General features: G+C 52.9%; 20 protein-coding genes and 1 tRNA gene. 3 read left to right on the forward strand and 18 right to left on the reverse strand.

Going from position 1 to position 18,242, the window contains the following annotated elements; all coding sequences use genetic code 11:
* Window positions 1–15 precede the first annotated feature (15 nt).
* The 9 genes from QYC28_RS03130 to QYC28_RS03170 form a co-directional block, all read right to left on the reverse strand.
* Window positions 16–783, reverse strand: a complete 768-nt coding sequence (locus QYC28_RS03130; protein WP_149818096.1) for a hypothetical protein — start codon at window positions 781–783, stop codon at window positions 16–18.
* Between the two features lie 120 nt (window positions 784–903).
* On the reverse strand, window positions 904–2,136 hold the full coding sequence (gene cruG / locus QYC28_RS03135) for a 2'-O-glycosyltransferase CruG (protein ID WP_226971995.1): 1,233 nt from the start codon (window positions 2,134–2,136) through the stop codon (window positions 904–906).
* Window positions 2,133–2,453, reverse strand: a complete 321-nt coding sequence (minE, locus tag QYC28_RS03140) for a cell division topological specificity factor MinE (RefSeq protein WP_149818098.1) — start codon at window positions 2,451–2,453, stop codon at window positions 2,133–2,135. The genes cruG and minE overlap by 4 nt, the downstream gene beginning before the upstream one ends.
* Window positions 2,450–3,253, reverse strand: a complete 804-nt coding sequence (minD, locus tag QYC28_RS03145; protein ID WP_149818100.1) for a septum site-determining protein MinD — start codon at window positions 3,251–3,253, stop codon at window positions 2,450–2,452. Before minD ends, minE begins: the two co-directional genes overlap by 4 nt.
* Window positions 3,254–3,291: 38 nt before the next feature.
* Complete coding sequence (gene minC, locus QYC28_RS03150) at window positions 3,292–4,080, reverse strand: septum site-determining protein MinC (RefSeq protein WP_149818102.1); 789 nt, start codon at window positions 4,078–4,080, stop codon at window positions 3,292–3,294.
* Window positions 4,077–4,865 carry a nuclear transport factor 2 family protein gene (locus QYC28_RS03155; protein WP_226971996.1) on the reverse strand — a complete coding sequence of 263 codons (789 nt, stop codon included), beginning with the start codon at window positions 4,863–4,865 and terminating at the stop codon, window positions 4,077–4,079. The genes minC and QYC28_RS03155 overlap by 4 nt, the downstream gene beginning before the upstream one ends.
* Before the next feature lie 33 nt (window positions 4,866–4,898).
* Window positions 4,899–5,735 carry a Ycf66 family protein gene (locus tag QYC28_RS03160; RefSeq protein ID WP_149818104.1) on the reverse strand — a complete coding sequence of 279 codons (837 nt, stop codon included), beginning with the start codon at window positions 5,733–5,735 and terminating at the stop codon, window positions 4,899–4,901.
* Window positions 5,736–5,839: 104 nt separating this feature from the next.
* On the reverse strand, window positions 5,840–5,992 hold the full coding sequence (locus tag QYC28_RS03165; protein WP_149818106.1) for a photosystem II reaction center X protein: 153 nt from the start codon (window positions 5,990–5,992) through the stop codon (window positions 5,840–5,842).
* Between the two features lie 62 nt (window positions 5,993–6,054).
* On the reverse strand, window positions 6,055–6,969 hold the full coding sequence (locus tag QYC28_RS03170) for a phosphodiester glycosidase family protein (protein ID WP_286668926.1): 915 nt from the start codon (window positions 6,967–6,969) through the stop codon (window positions 6,055–6,057).
* 275 nt (window positions 6,970–7,244) lie between these two features.
* Between QYC28_RS03170 and QYC28_RS03175 the strand changes: the two genes are divergently transcribed.
* The 3 genes from QYC28_RS03175 to QYC28_RS03185 are packed head-to-tail and all read left to right on the forward strand — an operon-like array spanning window position 7,245 to window position 10,548.
* Window positions 7,245–8,231 carry a cytochrome c oxidase subunit II gene (locus tag QYC28_RS03175; RefSeq protein WP_310828839.1) on the forward strand — a complete coding sequence of 329 codons (987 nt, stop codon included), beginning with the start codon at window positions 7,245–7,247 and terminating at the stop codon, window positions 8,229–8,231.
* Between the two features lie 33 nt (window positions 8,232–8,264).
* On the forward strand, window positions 8,265–9,923 hold the full coding sequence (gene ctaD, locus QYC28_RS03180) for a cytochrome c oxidase subunit I (protein WP_302679829.1): 1,659 nt from the start codon (window positions 8,265–8,267) through the stop codon (window positions 9,921–9,923).
* 19 nt (window positions 9,924–9,942) lie between these two features.
* Entirely contained in the window at window positions 9,943–10,548 is a 606-nt protein-coding gene (locus QYC28_RS03185) for a heme-copper oxidase subunit III (RefSeq protein ID WP_149818114.1), read from the forward strand.
* Here the strand turns inward: QYC28_RS03185 and QYC28_RS03190 are convergent.
* The 9 genes from QYC28_RS03190 to QYC28_RS03230 all read right to left on the reverse strand — a co-directional run bounded on the left by QYC28_RS03190 (window position 10,545) and on the right by QYC28_RS03230 (window position 18,126).
* Window positions 10,545–11,258 (reverse strand): DUF4079 domain-containing protein, encoded by a 714-nt coding sequence (locus QYC28_RS03190; protein ID WP_286626565.1) that lies wholly within the window; start codon window positions 11,256–11,258, stop codon window positions 10,545–10,547. The two genes, QYC28_RS03185 and QYC28_RS03190, sit on opposite strands and share 4 nt — an antisense overlap.
* A 40-nt stretch (window positions 11,259–11,298) precedes the next feature.
* Window positions 11,299–11,874, reverse strand: a complete 576-nt coding sequence (locus QYC28_RS03195) for a hypothetical protein (protein ID WP_302679830.1) — start codon at window positions 11,872–11,874, stop codon at window positions 11,299–11,301.
* A 19-nt stretch (window positions 11,875–11,893) separates the two neighbouring features.
* Window positions 11,894–11,966, reverse strand: a tRNA-Arg gene (locus QYC28_RS03200).
* 18 nt (window positions 11,967–11,984) lie between these two features.
* Complete coding sequence (locus tag QYC28_RS03205; protein WP_149818118.1) at window positions 11,985–12,701, reverse strand: ABC transporter ATP-binding protein; 717 nt, start codon at window positions 12,699–12,701, stop codon at window positions 11,985–11,987.
* Between the two features lie 3 nt (window positions 12,702–12,704).
* The gene (locus tag QYC28_RS03210; RefSeq protein ID WP_149818120.1) at window positions 12,705–12,944 is read right to left on the reverse strand and encodes a hypothetical protein; all 240 of its coding nucleotides are present in this window, start codon (window positions 12,942–12,944) and stop codon (window positions 12,705–12,707) included.
* A 111-nt stretch (window positions 12,945–13,055) separates the two neighbouring features.
* Window positions 13,056–13,904 carry a nitrate ABC transporter ATP-binding protein gene (locus QYC28_RS03215; protein WP_399363183.1) on the reverse strand — a complete coding sequence of 283 codons (849 nt, stop codon included), beginning with the start codon at window positions 13,902–13,904 and terminating at the stop codon, window positions 13,056–13,058.
* Between the two features lie 27 nt (window positions 13,905–13,931).
* On the reverse strand, window positions 13,932–15,908 hold the full coding sequence (locus QYC28_RS03220; protein ID WP_149818124.1) for a nitrate ABC transporter ATP-binding protein: 1,977 nt from the start codon (window positions 15,906–15,908) through the stop codon (window positions 13,932–13,934).
* A gap of 9 nt (window positions 15,909–15,917) precedes the next feature.
* A complete protein-coding gene (ntrB, locus tag QYC28_RS03225) occupies window positions 15,918–16,754 on the reverse strand; it encodes a nitrate ABC transporter permease (RefSeq protein ID WP_190278189.1) in 837 nt (278 codons plus the stop codon).
* Between the two features lie 31 nt (window positions 16,755–16,785).
* A complete protein-coding gene (locus QYC28_RS03230) occupies window positions 16,786–18,126 on the reverse strand; it encodes a CmpA/NrtA family ABC transporter substrate-binding protein (protein WP_149818126.1) in 1,341 nt (446 codons plus the stop codon).
* Window positions 18,127–18,242 lie beyond the last annotated feature (116 nt).

An 18,242-nucleotide genomic window follows, 5' to 3' on the forward strand; every position in this document is an offset into this window, starting at 1 on the left:
AAATAATCAATCTAGTTATGCTCTATATTCTGACTTCTTGTGAATTGCTAAGATACCAAAAGACCTAGTATTATTTGGTGATTGAAATCTATAATTATTTTTTGAATCTCTATGAGAAGAAAATATAAAAATATAATCCTTATATTCTATGCTATTTTTTCTCAAAAGCTTTGATAAGTCGACCAAAAACATTGATTCAGTATATTTCTCTTTTGCTATTGACTTGATTGTCCATAGATTATAAATCTCTCTGATTAAAATGTTTCTACCCCATCTTACTTTCTGATCACTATTAAACCCAACGATGTATTGATAAGCGGTAAGTAGTTCTTGACAAATTTCATCTTCATCGAATCGCCTTGACCAAATGGCATTATATTTTTCACTAACCCATCGTACTATGCTTTCTGGATTTAAGTTGTAGTTTTTCTCTCGTATTTTATCGCCTACGATTTTTGCCTGCTTCTTTTTTATATTAAAGATTAGTCTGTAGGGAAAAATTTCGTATACAGGGAAGCGACCCAAAAATCCAATATTATGTTCTCCGAACAGTCTTTCTATAATAGCTGCATACTCTGGGCTTATAAATAATTCTTCTTTCTGCTTTACATTGTTTTCTAGTTCTTCTAGGTGATCTTTTATCTTTGAAAAGCTACTGCATATAGTTTCATGACAAGAATTAAAATCATGTATATTCCATTCTTTAGCTAGATTGACTAATTCTTCGTAACGCTTTTGAAGAACTTTAATATCTCTTTTAATATCTAGTTTAGATTCTAACATTCTTCCTTGATAACAGCAAGATCCGATTCCTTATCAATCATTATAGCACAAAAATCTTGTACTTAATCAAATTTAATATGGTATTCTCCATAAAAATTCTTCAATAAATATTATTGAATATTACTGATTATTTCTTTTGCTATCACTTTCAAAATTGTGAGTCTTGGCAGGATAAATGCGTCCTCGCCACTGCTTGGGACGTTGCCAAGAGGAGAGGGTAAGCCGCAGAGCCGCGAGGGGATCCGCAAGGGGGGACAGCCAAAAGAGCCAACGTCCTTGACCCACTTGCCAATCGTAGGCGGGGGCAATGGCCAGTGTCATGCCGCAGCGGATCAGCACCAGTAGGCCATTGAGCAGTGTCGCCATTTCTAAAGGAAGGGTGGGAGTAGTCACTGCCAGTGCCATCAAGCCCAAAACCAACAGGGGCAACGGTAATCCCTGTACTGCCCAGAGGAAATAGGCATCGCCCCAGAGCTGGGCGGCTGGGGTGGCATCCTTGAGATCCAGCGATCGCCCCCATTCTCGCCATGTTTCCGCCATACCCTCATACATCCGCACCTTAAGCACCTTGGAGCCATCGCGAAAGGCCACCCGTGCCCCCGTAGTCGCTATGGCTCGCACCAGTGTTACATCATCACAAAAGGAGGAAGCGGCAACTTGGTAGCCGCCCATTGCCTCGAGGCGCGATCGCCGAATGAGTAGGCACTGACCATTGGCCAGAATCCGCTCCGGCTGAGTTTCCACAGCGCGCGCTGCGCCAAAGCGGTAGATCAGCGTCAAGAGCAGCGCCGGTTGCAGCCACCATTCACCGCCGGTCTTGAGGATAAAGCGAGGCGAGAGAGAAATCAGATCCAGTTGCTCCTGCTCTGCTGTCGCCAAAAGACTAGCCACAAGGCCGGGTTGCGGTTGGGTATCCGCATCAATGCCCAAAATCCACTCACTCTCAGGATGGGCACGACAAAAGCCTGTATGTAAGGCCCAAGGCCGCCCCACCCACCCCGGCGGTAAGGGGGGATCAAACTCCAGTCGCAGACGCGGATCGCGGTGTTGCGCTGCCTGCACAATCTCAGCCGTGCCATCTTGGGAATGACTATCAACAATCAGAATTTCCCGCACCTCGTAGCCTTGACGCATTAAGCCCTCTAAACAGGGTTGCAACCGCTGTGCCTCATTGAGGGTGGGGACAACAATTGAGACTTTGGCTAAGTTCTCTGGGCGGGAGGGCTGAGGGGTTAAGGGAGTCGGTCGTCGCCAACCCGATCCTAAACGGGCGATTAAAACAGCTATCCAAGGTGTCTGGGCCAGGATCGCGGCGCTGGCGATCGCTGCTATGCCAACTGCAACGGTACTCAACTTTCTTCTGCCTCGTCCTCTGCTGGCGAATTTTCGGGGGGCGGAACGTCCTCTGGAGACAGTTTCAGCCGTTTAATCGGTAAATTGGCAATCAGGGCCGTTGTCCGCTGATCCGACTCTAGGGAAACCGCTAGCCCCTCCGTTTCTAGCTCCACATAGCGGGAGACCACTTCTAAAATATCGCGCCGCAGATTGTCCAAAATTTGCGGTGTCAGGGCCGTGCGATCGTGGGCAAGAACTAACTTCAAGCGCTCCTTGGCAGTGGTGCGACTGGGGGAAGTCCGCGTAAACAGCCGCTCTAACAGTTCACTGATCATCCCTTTGCCCCAAACAAGCGTCGAATGCGACTAAATAGTCCCCCGCTTGCCGCCTCTAGATCTAGAAACTCAACGGTTTCACCCTCCAAGCGACGGGCAATGTTCATGAAGGCCTGCCCCGCTAGGGACGGCGACTCTGCCAAGACCAAGGGTTCCCCTTTGTTGGTGGAAACAATCACCTTCTCATCCTCGGGGACAATGCCAATCAGGGGAATCGAAAGAATTTCTTGAACATCTTCCACAGACATCATGTCGTTGGCGGCCACCATTGCTGGGCGCAAGCGATTCAAAATCAAATGGCTGTTGCGAATACGGTAGGCTTCGAGCAAGCCAATCACGCGATCGGCATCCCGTACAGCGGCAATTTCTGGCGTTGTCACCACCAAGGCTTCCTGAGCGGGAGCAATGGCATTGCGAAATCCCGCCTCGATCCCCGCTGGACAATCAATGAGCACATAGTCATAGTGCTTGCTCAGGGCTGAGGCCAACTGTCGCATTTGCTCTGGGGTAATGGCATCCTTATTACGGCTTTGGGCGGCGGGCAGCAACACCAGTTTATTGAGGCGCTTATCACGCACAAGGGCTTGATCCAAGCGACATTGCCCGGTCAGCACATCAATGGCGGTGTAAACCACGCGATTTTCCAAGCCGAGTAGTAGGTCGAGGTTGCGCAAGCCGAAGTCTGCATCAATGAGCACCACCGATCGCCCCAATTTGGCCAAAGCCACACCAATATTGGCACTGGCGGTTGTTTTCCCCACGCCCCCTTTGCCCGAGGTAATGACAATCGTGCGCCCCATTGAACTCCCTAGGAATTGGCTTACTAGAATAGATTATCTCAAGGCGCCTCGGATACAGCGAAGGATCGTCCCCAAGTATCGGCGGAGGCAATCTGAATCCCTTGGTCAGTGGCGTAGGCCACCTCTGGATAGGGGGGATTTGGCGGATCTGGGGTACGTGCCAACAGATCAGCAATCCGTAACTGTGTGGCTGCCATTTCAAGGGTCATAATCCGTGCCCCCCGATTGCCCTTGGCACCGGCGTGGGCGATACCGCGTAATCGCCCCCAGACGATAATATCGCCGGCAGCAATGATACTGGCTCCTGCATTGACATCGCCAACAATCACCACAGTGGCGTCATGGTGAATTTCCATGCCTGATCGCAGGGTTGTTTTCAAGTAAAGGGGGTTGGCCACGGGGTCTGAGTCCCCCTCAGTCTCTTTTGCAATTAAGGGTGGCAGTTCCCCCTGCTGGACACTGTAGCCAAGGGTAGCGGCAGCGATCGCCGTCTGGCGGCGTTCGGTAATAATTTTGTCCAGTCGCAACTGATGTTCACTCAGGGCTTCTGCTAACTGTTGCAGCTGTGACTGATCTAAGAGCCGCTGTCCGCAGGCACAATCTACGGGTAAGGTCTCTGACCAGAGGTGTTCTTGACCGACAAGGTAAAGTTGCAACTGCGGCCACAGGTCAATCCAGTCTAAATCGGCCGGCAACGTGAGTCGGTAGCGCCCTCCACAGTGTTCTAAAGCGAGGCCGCTGACAATGGGTGTGCTTTGCTCCACCTCAAGAGTTACCGCAGGGCTTTCAGCAGGTTCCTCTACGGGGGTTGACTCCGCCTCACTCATGGTTTTTCCACTCGCAGTCGCTGTGTAATCAGAACCATGCCCGTATCGCGAATTAAGGCCACAGAGACCCAGCGATTACCGGCTTCTTGAGGCGCACGTCCCACCTTAAAAATCCCGCCCGCAGAGAGAAGTTCCAATTTGACGGGGCTAGGATTGGCGTAGGTTTGGGCGTTGATGGGCTGATCGCTGGCGGCGCCGAGGAGAATGGCATTGCCAATAGGTTCTTGCACAATCGCATCAAGGCTGAATTCTTCACCCGCACGCACGGCTTGGGGGAGGGAGAATTGCACCGTAGGCGGTGTCGCACCAATCGTGATCGTAGTTTTTTCGCTGGTAATGTCTTGGCGGATGATTTTGCCGTTGCGGATGACTTGGGTGGCTTGCAGGTTGCCACGAATGTTTTGCGGGCGATCGCTCGTGCCGCCGGTTCCCTCAATGGTTGTACTAATCTCTAGAATCCACTCATTTCCCTGCTGTTGCCAACGGTTCACCGTCGTGCGGTAGCGGATGTCACGGTAGGGTTGCCAAAACGTCGGCAGTTGTTTGCGCAAGATTTCAAGGGTGAGGCCGTCCCCTGTTTTGAACTCAGGGTCATAAAAGGCTAGCACTGCCTCTAGATTCTTTTGACTGGCTGCTGTATCCAACCCGTTAACGAGGGATTGCAACGATTCTGGCAGAGCAGCCGGAGTGGCTTGCGCGAGGGGAGCCGCCCAAGTCTGCTCCTGTATCCCTCCACAGATCACTGCCAAGCCAAGAACTGAAACCAAAAAAGAGCGACGCATCATTCACTGCCTTTGCGACTCGTTTGCCATTAAGGTCTATTCATCAAAATTGGCGGAGTTATCTTGCTCGTCAGTGGGGGGACGATCCAAGGGTTGATAGGGCACATATTCACTGCCATCCGTTGTGCCTTCCGGACGGGGGCGGGGGGGTCGCCGTCGCACAGGGCGATCGCTCACTTCCGCAGTTTCCGTAATCGGCGGCGGTCGGCGGGTTGGCCGGCGGGTTGTCGGTGTTGGTGGGCGATAGGGTTCATCGACAATCTCATCTGCCGCTGGTGTTGTCGGTCGCGGACGCCTTGAAGGGGGACGCCGAACACTGGGGCGGCTAGGGGGTGGGCTACTGCGGCGCGAGGGTAAACGTCCTACAGGGGGGGTATCTTCCACATCTTCGTCTTCATAGCGCGATCGCGACACATCACGGCTACCACGAATTCGCCGCAGGGGTGGGTACTCCTCCTCTTCTTCCTCGTCGTCGTAGGGTTCGAGTTCCTCTATTTCCGCACGGTAGGTGTAGCTGCGGCTCACAGGTCGCTCTTCATCCACAATCGGGGTATTTCGCCGCGCCTGCTCTGTGGCTACCCGCCGCAAACGAATACTTTCGTAGGCAAAAAAGGCAGCGGTGCCCGTCAGCAGAAACTGGCCAAAGAGCAGAATTGGATCGAGGCGCCATCCTTGGAAAAAGAGAATCCCACCGCACAGGAGAGCCACTGCGGCAAAGAAAATATCATGATCCCGCGCTAACTCTGGTTGAATCGAGCGCAGAAAATAGAGGAGGGCTCCAGCAACCGCTAGGCCAATTCCCAAAATGCCAGCAGGCCCAAGCCCGACATTAACAATTTGACCAAGGAGGGGGGAAAAGGAAAGATACGTCATTTAACCCATCGTATTGAAGGGGCAAAATAAAACACAGAGTCACAGCGCAATGGCCATGACTCTATTTTAGCGATGATTGCAAAGCCCACCAGCCGCTTGGCTGCCTATGAAGAACGCTGCACTTTATCAATTTGACTAATGGTGATCAAAGCAGCGAAGGTTAAACCCAGCACCACCGCGCCGGACAATAGCCCAATAAAGAAACCTTTCAGAGAAGGGGTAATGGTCAACAGTAGAGGGTACGCAGAATGAATCATGGCTGTTGCTTGCAGGTCAAAGTGAACACTAGGATTTTAACAAAATCTGGCCTTGCTGCTCATTAGCCCCAGTCTCGCCAAGCCCGCAATCGCGTCAGTAGCCGCTGCTGAATCCGCTCCCAAAACCCAAAGGAAAGGACGCCTCGGGGTTGCTCTCGTGGGACTAAGCCGATATTTGCCCCGACCGGTCTGAGCGATCGCCCCATGGCCATCGCCGCTTCGCGAGCCTCTTCTCCAGGAGGAATAAACGTGAGGGTGGGAGCGGGTAGCCAACGCGCCAGTTCGCAATAGCGATCGCGGGGATGATTTTTTACTTGTCCCTGCACCACCAACGTCGCCGATTCGCCACCATCCACCGCCGTTGCATCAGTGACGCCCTGCTCCAGTAAAAACGCCTGAAGCTGTGGAAAGGAGACCCCCGGCGAACCACCATTGCCCCGCCCATCGCTGACGACGAAAATATATTCATTGCCCCGTCTGCCGAGAATCGCCTTTGGGGACGTGCGATCGCTCCCATCAACGGGTAGCTTCCTGCCCCCTTCTAAAATTTGCTGCGAGCCACTGACCACATTAAAGGGTTGCTCTGGCAACCTACCGCGATAAAACTCGATCCCTCCTTGGGCAGGAAAATTCACCACCCCTGAATAGCCCCCCTCATAGGGACGCACCACCTGACCATTCACGATGTAGGCTCCGAGAACCCCCGCTGGAATCGTGCCTCGACCGCTCAAGCAGGTTTGCCGCAGTGCTCGGTAACTAATACCCTCAGGATGGGACTCGCCCATGATCCATTTTTGATAATCCTGAAAAGAGGGCAGGGATTGAGCATGCAGCCAGCGGAAAAAATTAGTATTCATCGCTGCCACAGCTCCCGTCCGCCGCGCAAAAGCCGCTGTCGTTTCTAAATAGGTATCTTGGCCATTAGGGGCAGGTTCTGTCATGACCACCCGATAATCTGCCATCGGCGCAGCCACCATATATACCTGCGTTTGATCCACTCTATGGGTCGAGTACTGAAGAGTGGCTAATGAGAGGCCAACCCAAGGCAACACACTCAGCATCTATTTTCCTCCAGCACAGCCTTCAGTTTCGGTGGGCTATCTCTAACCTAGGACGCAAAAACAGATGATTCTGTCCCCAAGCTGCTTTAAGGATAGTGAATAAATCAACATAAATCTTTAGGTTCTTTTAACCCACATCCTTGGGGAATCTGCCTAGGATCAGGGTGGGATTTTCTGGACGCTTTGGCACCATGGAACAAATACCCGCTTCAATTTGGACACTCACCGCTGGCATTGTTGTTACCCTGATTAGCTTCTGGGTTGGTCATCACCATGGCCTCCTGCCGGAACAGGCCTCTGAGCAGGCTCCCTTGGTGGATAACTTCTTTGACATTATGCTCACAATTGGTACCGCTCTCTTTTTGGTGGTACAGGGTGCGATCATCCTCTTTGTGATTCGCTATCGCCGCCGTGCCGGTGAGGAAGGGGATGGTCTACCCGTAGAGGGCAACTTACCCCTAGAGGCCTTCTGGACGGCCATTCCTGCCCTGATTGTGATTTTCCTTGGTATCTACAGCGTGGATATTTTCCAGCGCATGGGGGGACTGAATCCGGGGGATCATGCTCTGCACTCCATGCACACCCCTAAACCAGCAGTGGCGGTTGTTGCCGAAGCCTCCTCAAAAACCACCAGCGATGCAACTGCCCTTTTAGCAGCAGCGCCAACCCCTGAAATTGGCATTGGTGCCAGCCCCGATGTTCAAGGCAAAGCCCCAGACGTAGTGGTGGATGTGGCGGGTATGCAGTATGCATGGATTTTCACCTACCCCGACAGTGGCATTGTCTCCGGCGAATTGCATATCCCAGTGGGCAAAGATGTCCAATTAAATATCTCCGCGCGGGATGTGATCCATTCCTTTTGGGTGCCCCAGTTTCGCTTGAAGCAGGATGCGATTCCGGGTGTGCCCACTGAACTGCGCTTTAAGGCTACCAAGGTCGGGACATACCCCGTCGTCTGTGCTGAACTCTGTGGTGGCTACCACGGTGCCATGCGCACGCAGGTGATCGTGCATACCCCAGAGGATTTTGAAGCGTGGCGCAGTCAAAACCAAGCGATCGCAACGACTCCCGTGATCCCCTCCCTGAGCGATCGCCATGTCGAGGAGATGGGCGTCACCCCCCAATTGGTGGCGCAAGTAGAAGCAATGACCCACCACCATTCTCCGGCAAAGCTTTAGTTTTCTTCCTACTGTTGCATTCTTGAGAGAGTTATGGCGCAAGCACAACTGCCGCTAGATACCCCCTTGTCGCTCCCTGAGCATCCCAAGGCGTGGAAGTGGTACGACTATTTCACCTTCAATGTTGATCACAAGGTAATTGGCATTCAATATTTGGTCACCGCCTTTATCTTTTACTTGATTGGCGGACTGATGGCGGTGGCCATGCGCACGGAGCTGGCAACGGCAAATTCCGATTTTCTTGACCCGAATCTTTACAATGCTTTCATGACCAACCACGGCACCATTATGATTTTCTTTTGGGTGGTGCCAGCGGCCATTGGTGGCTTTGGCAATTACTTGGTGCCCCTGATGATTGGGGCGCGGGACATGGCTTTTCCCCGCTTGAATGCCTTAGCCTTTTGGCTGAACCCGCCGGCGGGGGCATTACTCTTGGCCAGTTTCCTGTTTGGCGGTGCCCAAGCGGGTTGGACCTCCTATCCGCCCTTGAGTACGATCACGGCCACTACTGCCCAGAGTATGTGGATTCTGGCGATCGTCCTTGTGGGTACCTCCTCGATCATGGGATCGGTGAATTTCATCGTTACCATCTGGAAGATGAAAGTGCCTAGTATGCGCTGGGATCAATTGCCCCTCTTTTGCTGGGCCATGCTAGCCACCTCTCTGCTGGCTCTAGTGTCAACGCCCGTGCTGGCGGCGGGGCTGATTTTGCTGCTGTTTGATATTAACTTTGGCACCTCGTTTTACAAACCTGATGCCGGTGGGAACGTTGTCATTTACCAGCACCTTTTCTGGTTTTACTCTCACCCGGCGGTGTACCTGATGATTTTGCCGATCTTTGGCATTATGTCTGAGGTGATTCCGGTTCATGCCCGTAAGCCCATCTTTGGCTATCAGGCGATCGCCTACTCCAGTTTGGCCATCTGCTGCGTGGGTCTCTTTGTCTGGGTACACCATATGTTCACCAGCGGTACGCCCCCTTGGATGCGGATGTTCTTCACGATTTCGACACTGATTGTGGCGGTGCCGACAGGAGTAAAAATCTTTAGTTGGGTCGCCACCCTCTGGGGGGGCAAGATTCGCCTCAACAGTGCCATGCTCTTTGCCATTGGCCTACTGTCGATGTTTGTCCTTGGTGGCCTCAGTGGTGTGACCTTGGGGACTGCCCCCGTGGATATTCACGTCCACGACACCTACTATGTAGTGGCACACTTCCACTACGTGCTTTTTGGTGGTTCCGTGTTTGGTCTCTATGCGGGGATTTACCACTGGTTCCCCAAAATGACAGGACGGCTCCTCGATGAGCGCTTAGGGATTCTCCACTTTGTGCTGACCTTTATTGGCACGAACCTGACCTTTTTGCCGATGCATGAGTTGGGTCTTAAAGGCATGCCACGGCGAGTGGCCATGTACGATCCCCAGTTTGAGTCGATTAATCTCATTTGTACGATTGGCGCCTTTGTCTTGGCCTTCTCAATTATTCCCTTCCTGATTAACATCATTTGGAGCTGGAATAAGGGCAAAATTGCCGGCGATAACCCTTGGGGCGGTCTCAGCTTAGAGTGGACGACCAGTTCACCGCCGCTGATTGAAAACTGGGAAGTGCTGCCTGTGGTCACCAAAGGTCCCTACGACTACGGCATTGAGCAGCGCAAGGGAAGCACCGATGAGGATGAGGACGAGAAAGAGTAGGACACTGTAGGAGCAAGCCATGCAAGGTACTGTTGACTCTCAAGCGACGGCCATAGCCGTTGATCATGCCCATGAGCACCCTGATTTTCGGGTTTTAGGGTTGCTGGTCTTTTTGATTTCTGAATCCCTAATGTTTGGTGGCCTCTTTGCGGCCTATTTACTTCTGCGGGGCATGAATGAGCAATGGCCGCCCGAAGGCACTGAGGTGGAACTTCTTGTGCCCACCATCAACACCATCATCCTTATTTCCAGTAGCTTTGTCATCCACTACGGCGATGTTGCCATCAAAAAGGATGACGTTCGCGGCATGCGCCAATGGTACTGGATCACGGCGGCCATGGGGGCAGTGTTCTTGGGCGGTCAAGTTTATGAGTACCTCACCCTCGGCTACGGCCTGCGCACCAATGTCTTTGCCAACTGCTTTTATGTGATGACGGGCTTCCATGGCCTCCATGTCTTTGTGGGGATTTTGCTGATTTTGGGGGTGATCTGGCGATCGCGCCGCCCCGGACATTACAATGCCCACAAGCATACGGGGGTGGCCATGGCAGAGATCTACTGGCACTTTGTGGATGTGATCTGGATTATCCTCTTCACCCTGCTGTATATCCTGACTCGCTTTTAGGGACAGGTCTTGAATTGGGGCGATCGCGGATCAAAGTTGCACTGATAGACCACAGGTGCTTGCCAACTCAAGGGAATTTCCAAGAGGTCACGGGTACCCGTAATTCCCTGCAAGAGAAAAAGAACAAGGGCAAGGGAATTCAAGCCAATGTGAATCCGCCGCCACCTGAGCGATCGATCTTGGTAAATCTCCCCCACAATGGCCACAGAAAAAATCATCAGCATCACCGCCGCCAAGCCAAAGTAAAAGTGGGAAACCCACCACTCGTCATCACGGCGAAAGACCCCCGGTTGAAAAGCTAGAATGGTCACCCCCATCCCTGAGAGGGTGGCAAAAACAGCACGCCATAGCTTCGATTGAGCGCGATACAGCAGCGCCGTTGCTGCAATGGTGACAACAAACATCAGTGCCACGAGGACAACAGAGAGCGGTTGCAGTGTCTGATTCTCCGCCTGCATCAAGAAGCCCTGAAATCCAAACACCACTGAATAGGCCAAGGCCACCAATGTGATGCCAACCACGCCGGCTGCTAAAAGATTGCCCAATTTGACATGCAGGGTGCCCACTGTGGGTGGGATGGTGGTGTCTTTGAGACGACGCTGCCGCGTTTGCAGAGCAAAGAATGTGGTGATGCCAATGACCGGAAAGACAAATGTGCAGGCCAAGATGGGATGCAACAGCAAAATGATGTCTTTGAGGTTGAGAAACATACTGGCTAAGAACGATAAGGCCAGTTTTAAGGTAACGAATCTAGGGGCGGGGCAAATCAAAGAACAGCACTTTTGTCAGTAAGCCAACTGTGGCCACCAACAGGGTCACTAGGAATCCCCATAGCCGCGCATCTGTGCCCGCTTGTCGCTTAGAAATATCCTGCAAGGTGGACTCTACCGTATCAATCCGCTGCCCTAACTGTACTTCTATGGAATTGATACGCTGCTCCAGTTTGGCCTCCACAGCCTTCATCTGTTGCTCCAGCTTAGCTTCGACAGCATTGATACGCTGCTCCAGTTTGGCCTCCACAGCCTTCATCTGTTGTTCCAGCTTAGCTTCGACAGCATTGATGCGCTGCTCTAGTTTGGCTTCGACGGCGTTGATGCGCTGCTCTAGCTTAGCCTCCACAGCATTGATACGCTGTTCAAGTTTGGCCTCGACAGTATCAATTTTGTCCTCAAGCCTTTGGAATTTCTCGTTACTCGTGGCGATGTGAATATCCAGCTTTTTATCCATGGCTTGGATGGCAGCCTGCATTGACTGCATATCGGCCTGCATCCCTTGGATAGCATCTAAAACTTGGCTCAATTCGGAACGGCTAACGGGTTCAGTCATGATGCTGATACTTGATTAACGGACGTGGAGGGATTCGAACCCCCGACCCTCAGAACCGGAATCTGATGCTCTATCCACTGAGCCACACGTCCAGCCTTCTCATCATAGCATTAACCAAGGTAGGCTTGCTGAACCCGTGGATCATTCAGGAGATCCGCTGCACGACCGCTGAGGGTCACTTGACCCGCTTCAAGCACATAACCGCGATCGCCCAATTGTAAGGCTAGGTGCGCATTTTGCTCGACCAGTAGCATTGTCATCCCCTGTTGCCGCAGTTGTGCCAAGATGGCAAAAATTTCCCGTACTAAATTGGGCGCTAAGCCTAAACTGGGTTCATCAAGGAGCAGTAAGCGAGGACGACTCATCAGGGCACGGGCGATCGCCAGCATTTGTTGCTCACCGCCACTGAGGGTTCCCGCCAGTTGGTATTGCCGCTCCCGTAGTCTAGGAAAGCGCTTGAGTTGTTCTTCGAGGTCTTGTGCAATCTGCGCCTCATCTCGACGACAGTAGGCACCGAGAAGAAGATTGTCGCGTACGGTTTGGCGGGCGAGAACCTGACGCCCCTCTGGACAATGGGCAATGCCCAGCCTCACTAATTCATGGGGCGATCGCCCTGCAATCGATTGACCGGCAAAGCAAATGGTACCTTCACTGGGAACGAGTTTAGAGATGGCACGCAGCAGGGTGGTTTTGCCAGCACCATTGGCACCCACAAGGGTAATGCACTCGCCGGCTGCAATGGCCAGACTCACCTCGCGCAGAGCGCAAATGCCACCGTAGTGGACACTCAGGGACTCAATTTCCAAGATGCGCGCTTGAGAAGTCATCCCCTAGGCCGTGGTCTGTGATTCCTCCGGGTTGGGGGAGCCACCCCGCGCCTCTTCCCATTCAGCAATAGCGGCATTTTCGGTTTGGGCAGCAGCACTGGTGACGAGGGCGGAAATTTCCCGAGGAGAGAACCCTTCTTCCAGTAGCTCCATATAGATAGGATGGAGGTTGCGTTGCAGTTCTTTGAAGATGGCGCGGGCGCGATCGGTATAGCGAAAGTTTTGGTCAAATAAGCTGGCCATCTGAGAAATCCAAGAGCACTGCCACTATCCTAAATCCTATCGGCACACCCATTGCCAGTGGTGGCGCGGACTTTTGTTTTCTTTCCCTTGGGCAATGCAAGTAGAAAAAACCTACTCTGCCTCTTCGTCGAGATGATAACGACGATAGAGAAAGTCAAGGGCATCGTTGCGCAGTTGATAGTAGGTGGGATCTTCGAGGATGCGCTCGCGATCGCGCGGCCGTGGGAAGGGAATTGTCATGATTTCACCAATTTTGGCAGCAGGGCCATTGGTCATCATCACTAGGCGATCAGCCAAAAACAGCGCCTCATCAATGTCGTGGGTAATCATCAACACGGTGCAGCGGTGTTCTTGCCAAATGTTGAGCAGCTCCTCTTGCAGTTCCTCCTTGGTGATGGCATCGAGGGCACCAAAGGGTTCATCAAGAATGAGGATCTCTGGCCGAATCGCAAGAGCACGAGCGATCGCCACCCGCTGTTTCATCCCGCCTGACAACTGCGCCGGATATTTATTGGCCGCTTCCGCCAAGCCCACCATTGCCAAGTGTTCGCGGACAATCGCCATCTTTTGCGGACGGGATTTCTCTGGCCAGACAGCATCCACTGCCAGATAAACATTCTCAGCAGCAGTTAACCACGGTAAGAGGGCATAGTTCTGAAACACCACCATGCGATCAGGTCCCGGCTCCTTGATAGGTTGCCCCTTGAGGCGTACTTCCCCGGTGGTGGGACGCACAAAGCCCGAGACCATATTGAGTAAGGTGGTTTTGCCACAGCCAGAGTGACCAATGACGCAGATAAACTCCCCCGCTCGAATATCGAGGGTAATATCCGTCAGCACAGTAAAAGGCCCCTTCTGGGTGGGATAGACTTTGCTCACCTGCTCTAGGCGCAAAAAGGATTCAGGGGAGACTACGGCAACGGGGGTAGTCATGGCTCGGTTTCCTTGGCTAATCATCAGCAACTCCAATCATCTGACATATTGGGCTTAGGCAGCGCGTGGCACGGGCAAATGCAAGGGAATTTCTGCCATATAGACCTCGTGCTTGATCTCTAGGCTATTGAGATAGCTAATGGGGTCATCGGCATTAAAGGTGGTGCCATCAAAGAGTTGGATCGGCCCAGTGCGATACTTAATATCCAAGAGTCCCAACTCCCGCGCCGCTGTACTAAAGACACTCACCCGACACACCCGCTCGAGAATTTCCACCCAGTTGCGTGGGAAGGGAATCGTGCCCCAACGGGCAATCTGGGTCATCATCCACAGGTGCTCAGTTCGGCTAGGACGATTCACACCGTCGCCAAAGAACAGATGATGCACAGATCCACCATTTTGATCCACCCCCAGTTCTAGATACTCAGGGTTGGTAGCCACATAGGCCTTGCGGCTGAGGATTTGCTTAATCTCCTCACTGTGGGCCGGGTCGGCACAGTAACGACAGGCATCTAGTAGGGCTTTGACTAAAGCAATGTGGGTATTGGGATAAGCCATCGCCCAATCTTCGCGCACGCCTAGGACTTTCCCGGGATGTCCTGCCCAAATGTCAATGTCGCTGGCAATCGTAAAGCCCACTCCCTCTTTGGCCGCCCGCAGATTCCAAGGATCACCGACGCAATAGCCATCAATACTACCAGAGCGCAGATCCGCAACCATTTGTGCCGGTGGAATCGTCTGGAGGTGGACATCATGATCGGGGTGAATGCCCCCTGCCGCTAGCCAGTAGCGCAATAGAAGATTATGCATGGAGGAGGGATGCACCATTCCCAAACGGTGGGGGCGATCGCGCGTTTGCAGCAAGTAGCGGTGAAAGTCACTAAGGGTGCGAATCCCCTGCTCGGCAAATTCCTTTTTCAGCGTGATGCCATTACCATTACGGCTCAGGGTGAGGGCACTGACCACAGGCAGCGGTTGCTCTTCATGACCGCCACAGGTAAACCACACGGGCATCCCCGCCGGCATCTGAGCGGCATCGAGGTAGCCTGCGGCAATCCCATCCACAATGCCTCGCCAACTGCTCTCGCGTACAAGGGAGACTTCCTCTAGGCCATGGTGGGCAAAGAACTCCTTTTCGTAGGCAATGGCAATGGGAGCGCAGGCAGTCAAGGGCACAAAGCCAATTTCCAGATTCGTTTTTTCGAGACCATGGCGGGCAATGGCCGGTTTGCGACGCGCCTGCAACTGTTTCACCCGTTTTTGCTGGTTGAGGAAATAGATGATTTCACTGCGCAGACTGTAGTAACTGGGGTGTTCGACAACGGCCATCCGCTGCCGGGGACGGGGAATATCCACCTCAAGAATGCCGCCAATTTTCGAGCCGGGACCATTGGTGAGCATGACAATCCGATCCGAGAGCAGCACCGCCTCATCGACATCATGGGTGACCATCACCGCCGTCACCTGCTGGGCTTCGCAGATCTTCATCAATTGTTCCTGCAAATTACCCCGCGTCAGGGCATCCAAGGCACCAAAGGGTTCGTCCAGCAGCAGCAGCTTCGGCTGAATGGCGAGGGCACGGGCGATCGCCACCCGTTGTTTCTGACCGCCAGAGAGCATAGTGGGTGGCTTGTGGGCATGGGGGCGCAACCCCACGAGGTCGATATGGGACTCGACAATTTGCCGCCGTTCAGCCGGAGTGAGGTGATCGAGCACTTCATCCACCGCTAGGGCAATGTTCTCGCGTACCGAAAGCCACGGCAGCAGCGAATAGTTTTGAAAGACCACCATGCGATCGGGACCCGGCTGGCGCACCCGCTGTCCCTCCAACGTCACCACCCCTGAGGTGGGCAGGTCTAAGCCGGCAATCATATTCAGTAAGGTGGACTTGCCACAGCCGGAGTGACCAATCAGCGAGATAAACTCCCCCTTTTGAATCGTCAGGTCAATCCCTTTGAGGGCGAGATACTGCCCGCCATTCGTGAGGTCAAAGACCTTCTCCACCTGATCCACAGCCACAAAAACGCCCATGATTCCCTCCTAGCGATTTGCCGGTGCAATTTTGCTTTGCAGGAAGCCCACCAAGCGATCCAAAATCAGGCCAATGGCACCGATATAGACCACCGCCACAATGATTTCCGTGACGTAGTTTTGCTGGTAGGCATCCCAAATAAAGAAGCCAATGCCCGCTACCCCCGACATGACAATTTCAGCGGCAATAATCGCCAGCCATGCCAAGCCAATGGCAATCCGCAAGCCGGTGAAAATGTAGGGCAATGCCGAGGGCAAGAGAATTTTCAGAAAGAACGTTTTCTTGGAGAGCCGCAGTACTCGCGACACATTTTTGTAGTCTTGGGGAATTTCCCGTACGCCCACAGCAGTATTGATCAGAATCGGCCAGATGGAGGTAATGAAGATCACAAAGATCGCGGCGGGTTCATTTTGGCGCAACGCCGCAAGGGAGATGGGTACCCACGCCAAGGGTGCCACCATGCGCAGAAATTGAAAGATGGGGTCGAGGGACTTATTCAGTGCTTTACTGGTGCCCACCAAAATCCCCAGCGTAATTCCGACAATGGCAGCCAAGCCATAGCCTTGGGCAACACGGGTCAAACTAATGAGGGTCTGGCGTGCCAACCCCTGATCCAAGGGGCTGTTGTAATAAAAGGGGTGAAAGATCAGATAGCGACTGCGCTCATCGGCAAACACTTGAATCGGACCCGGGAGCGAGAGAATTTTGGTTGAAGAGAGAATCTGCCAAACCACCAGAAACCCAATCACACCCATAATTGGTAGGTAAAAATCCGCCCCCTGCTGGCGCAGAAACTTCATGAGGGGATTGGTATTGCCATTACGGCGCACAGATGCAACAGCCATGGAAGTCTCCTATTGAGTAGCAACGAAATGACTAGGACTTGACCTTGATTTTGAGGCTGTCCAGATAGGCTTGGGGGTTATCGGGATCAAACTTGATGCCATCAAAGAAGGTTTCCACGCCCCGCGAGTCGGTGGTGGGAATTTCAGCCGCTGGCACCCCTAACTCTTTGGCGGCCTCTTGCCAGAGATCGCTGCGGTTGACACGCCCAATCATTTGCTTGATGTTGTCAAAGTCCTTGATTTTATCGGCGTTGAAGCCCCAGCGCAGGTTTTCAGTCAAGAACCAGAGGTCGTGACTCTTGTAGGGGTAGGAAATACTGTTGCCATTGGGGTCGCGCCAGTAGAGGGGCCCCATGTTAAAGTCGTTGAAATTCGGTTGACCATCTCCCATGGTGTAGGTGCCTTCATAGGGAGGAGTGAGGATATTGCCGGGAATGTTGAAATACTCGCGGCGGCCACAAATTTGAATGAGTTCCGGGCGGTTGGCCTTGTCATCGCACCACTGCTGAGCTTCCATGACGGCTTTCAGGAGCGCTTTGGTGGCGTTGGGGTGTTTATCGACCCAGTCAGCCCGCACGGCTAGGTACTCTTCGGGGTGGTAGGGCCACATCTGTGCTGTTAGGGTGGCCATAAAGCCAATATCATCACTGACAATGCGGAAGGGCCAAGGATCACCGGTACTGAAGGCGTCCATCGTACCATTGCGCATGCCAGCAACTGTTTCAGCAGAAGGAACGGCTAGGAGTTCGATGTCGCGATCGGGGTCAATGCCATTGGCGGCAAACCAGTAGCGGATCCACAGGTCTTGGTTGGCGTTGGGAAAGGTGTAGGCAGCTTTGAACTTGCGGCCATTTTTGGCAGCAAAGCCTTTAATGTAGTCGGGATCGGCGATTTTGAGGTGCAAGCCTTTGCCCTTATTGGCGCCGGAAATGGCAATCCCGTTGCCCTGGGTATTTAACTGTGCCAAAACGTACATCGGCACTTTTTGATTGTTGAGGGTGATAATGCCTTCGCTGATCAGGTAGGGCATGGGCATCTGCCACTGACCACCATCAATCCCGCCGGCAGCAGAGCCAATCACCACATTGTCCCGAGCACTGGCCCAGTTGGCCTGCTTGGAGATTTCAGCATTGGTGAGACCATGCTTGGCAAAGAACCCTTTTTCTTTAGCAATAATCAGAGGTGCTGATTCCACAATGGGAATAAAACCTAACTTAATCGTGTCCGTTTCCACTGCCCCCGTAGTGGTAGTCCCTCCTCCCTGCTGTTGTCCTTGGGGAGTTTCTGCGGGGGCACATCCCTTGAGGGCGATCGCCCCCATGGCGGTAGCAGTGGCAGTCATTAGAAAACGACGACGTGACAATTGAGACATAGCGTGACCTATATCGAGAACAGTAAATAGTTGACAAAAAAATCGATTCCCAGACCAACAGGTTGGGACAGGTTTTCCAATTAGCGGTGACGAAAGACCGAAATTTGGATTGGTAA

This window comes from Thermosynechococcus sp. HY596 (assembly GCF_030518715.1).
Taxonomy (GTDB): Bacteria; Cyanobacteriota; Cyanobacteriia; order Thermosynechococcales; family Thermosynechococcaceae; genus Thermosynechococcus.

Coding starts and splice junctions, on each gene's coding strand:
- QYC28_RS03130 (WP_149818096.1), bottom strand. CDS start 783: ATGTTAGAATCTAAACTAGATATTAAAAGAGATATTAAAGTTCTTCAA.
- minE (WP_149818098.1), bottom strand. CDS start 2,453: ATGATCAGTGAACTGTTAGAGCGGCTGTTTACGCGGACTTCCCCCAGT.
- minD (WP_149818100.1), bottom strand. CDS start 3,253: ATGGGGCGCACGATTGTCATTACCTCGGGCAAAGGGGGCGTGGGGAAA.
- minC (WP_149818102.1), bottom strand. CDS start 4,080: ATGAGTGAGGCGGAGTCAACCCCCGTAGAGGAACCTGCTGAAAGCCCT.
- QYC28_RS03155 (WP_226971996.1), bottom strand. CDS start 4,865: ATGATGCGTCGCTCTTTTTTGGTTTCAGTTCTTGGCTTGGCAGTGATC.
- QYC28_RS03160 (WP_149818104.1), bottom strand. CDS start 5,735: ATGACGTATCTTTCCTTTTCCCCCCTCCTTGGTCAAATTGTTAATGTC.
- QYC28_RS03165 (WP_149818106.1), bottom strand. CDS start 5,992: ATGATTCATTCTGCGTACCCTCTACTGTTGACCATTACCCCTTCTCTG.
- QYC28_RS03170 (WP_286668926.1), bottom strand. CDS start 6,969: ATGGTGGCTGCGCCGATGGCAGATTATCGGGTGGTCATGACAGAACCT.
- QYC28_RS03175 (WP_310828839.1), top strand. CDS start 7,245: ATGGAACAAATACCCGCTTCAATTTGGACACTCACCGCTGGCATTGTT.
- ctaD (WP_302679829.1), top strand. CDS start 8,265: ATGGCGCAAGCACAACTGCCGCTAGATACCCCCTTGTCGCTCCCTGAG.
- QYC28_RS03185 (WP_149818114.1), top strand. CDS start 9,943: ATGCAAGGTACTGTTGACTCTCAAGCGACGGCCATAGCCGTTGATCAT.
- QYC28_RS03190 (WP_286626565.1), bottom strand. CDS start 11,258: ATGTTTCTCAACCTCAAAGACATCATTTTGCTGTTGCATCCCATCTTG.
- QYC28_RS03195 (WP_302679830.1), bottom strand. CDS start 11,874: ATGACTGAACCCGTTAGCCGTTCCGAATTGAGCCAAGTTTTAGATGCT.
- QYC28_RS03205 (WP_149818118.1), bottom strand. CDS start 12,701: ATGACTTCTCAAGCGCGCATCTTGGAAATTGAGTCCCTGAGTGTCCAC.
- QYC28_RS03210 (WP_149818120.1), bottom strand. CDS start 12,944: ATGGCCAGCTTATTTGACCAAAACTTTCGCTATACCGATCGCGCCCGC.
- QYC28_RS03220 (WP_149818124.1), bottom strand. CDS start 15,908: ATGGGCGTTTTTGTGGCTGTGGATCAGGTGGAGAAGGTCTTTGACCTC.
- ntrB (WP_190278189.1), bottom strand. CDS start 16,754: ATGGCTGTTGCATCTGTGCGCCGTAATGGCAATACCAATCCCCTCATG.
- QYC28_RS03230 (WP_149818126.1), bottom strand. CDS start 18,126: ATGTCTCAATTGTCACGTCGTCGTTTTCTAATGACTGCCACTGCTACC.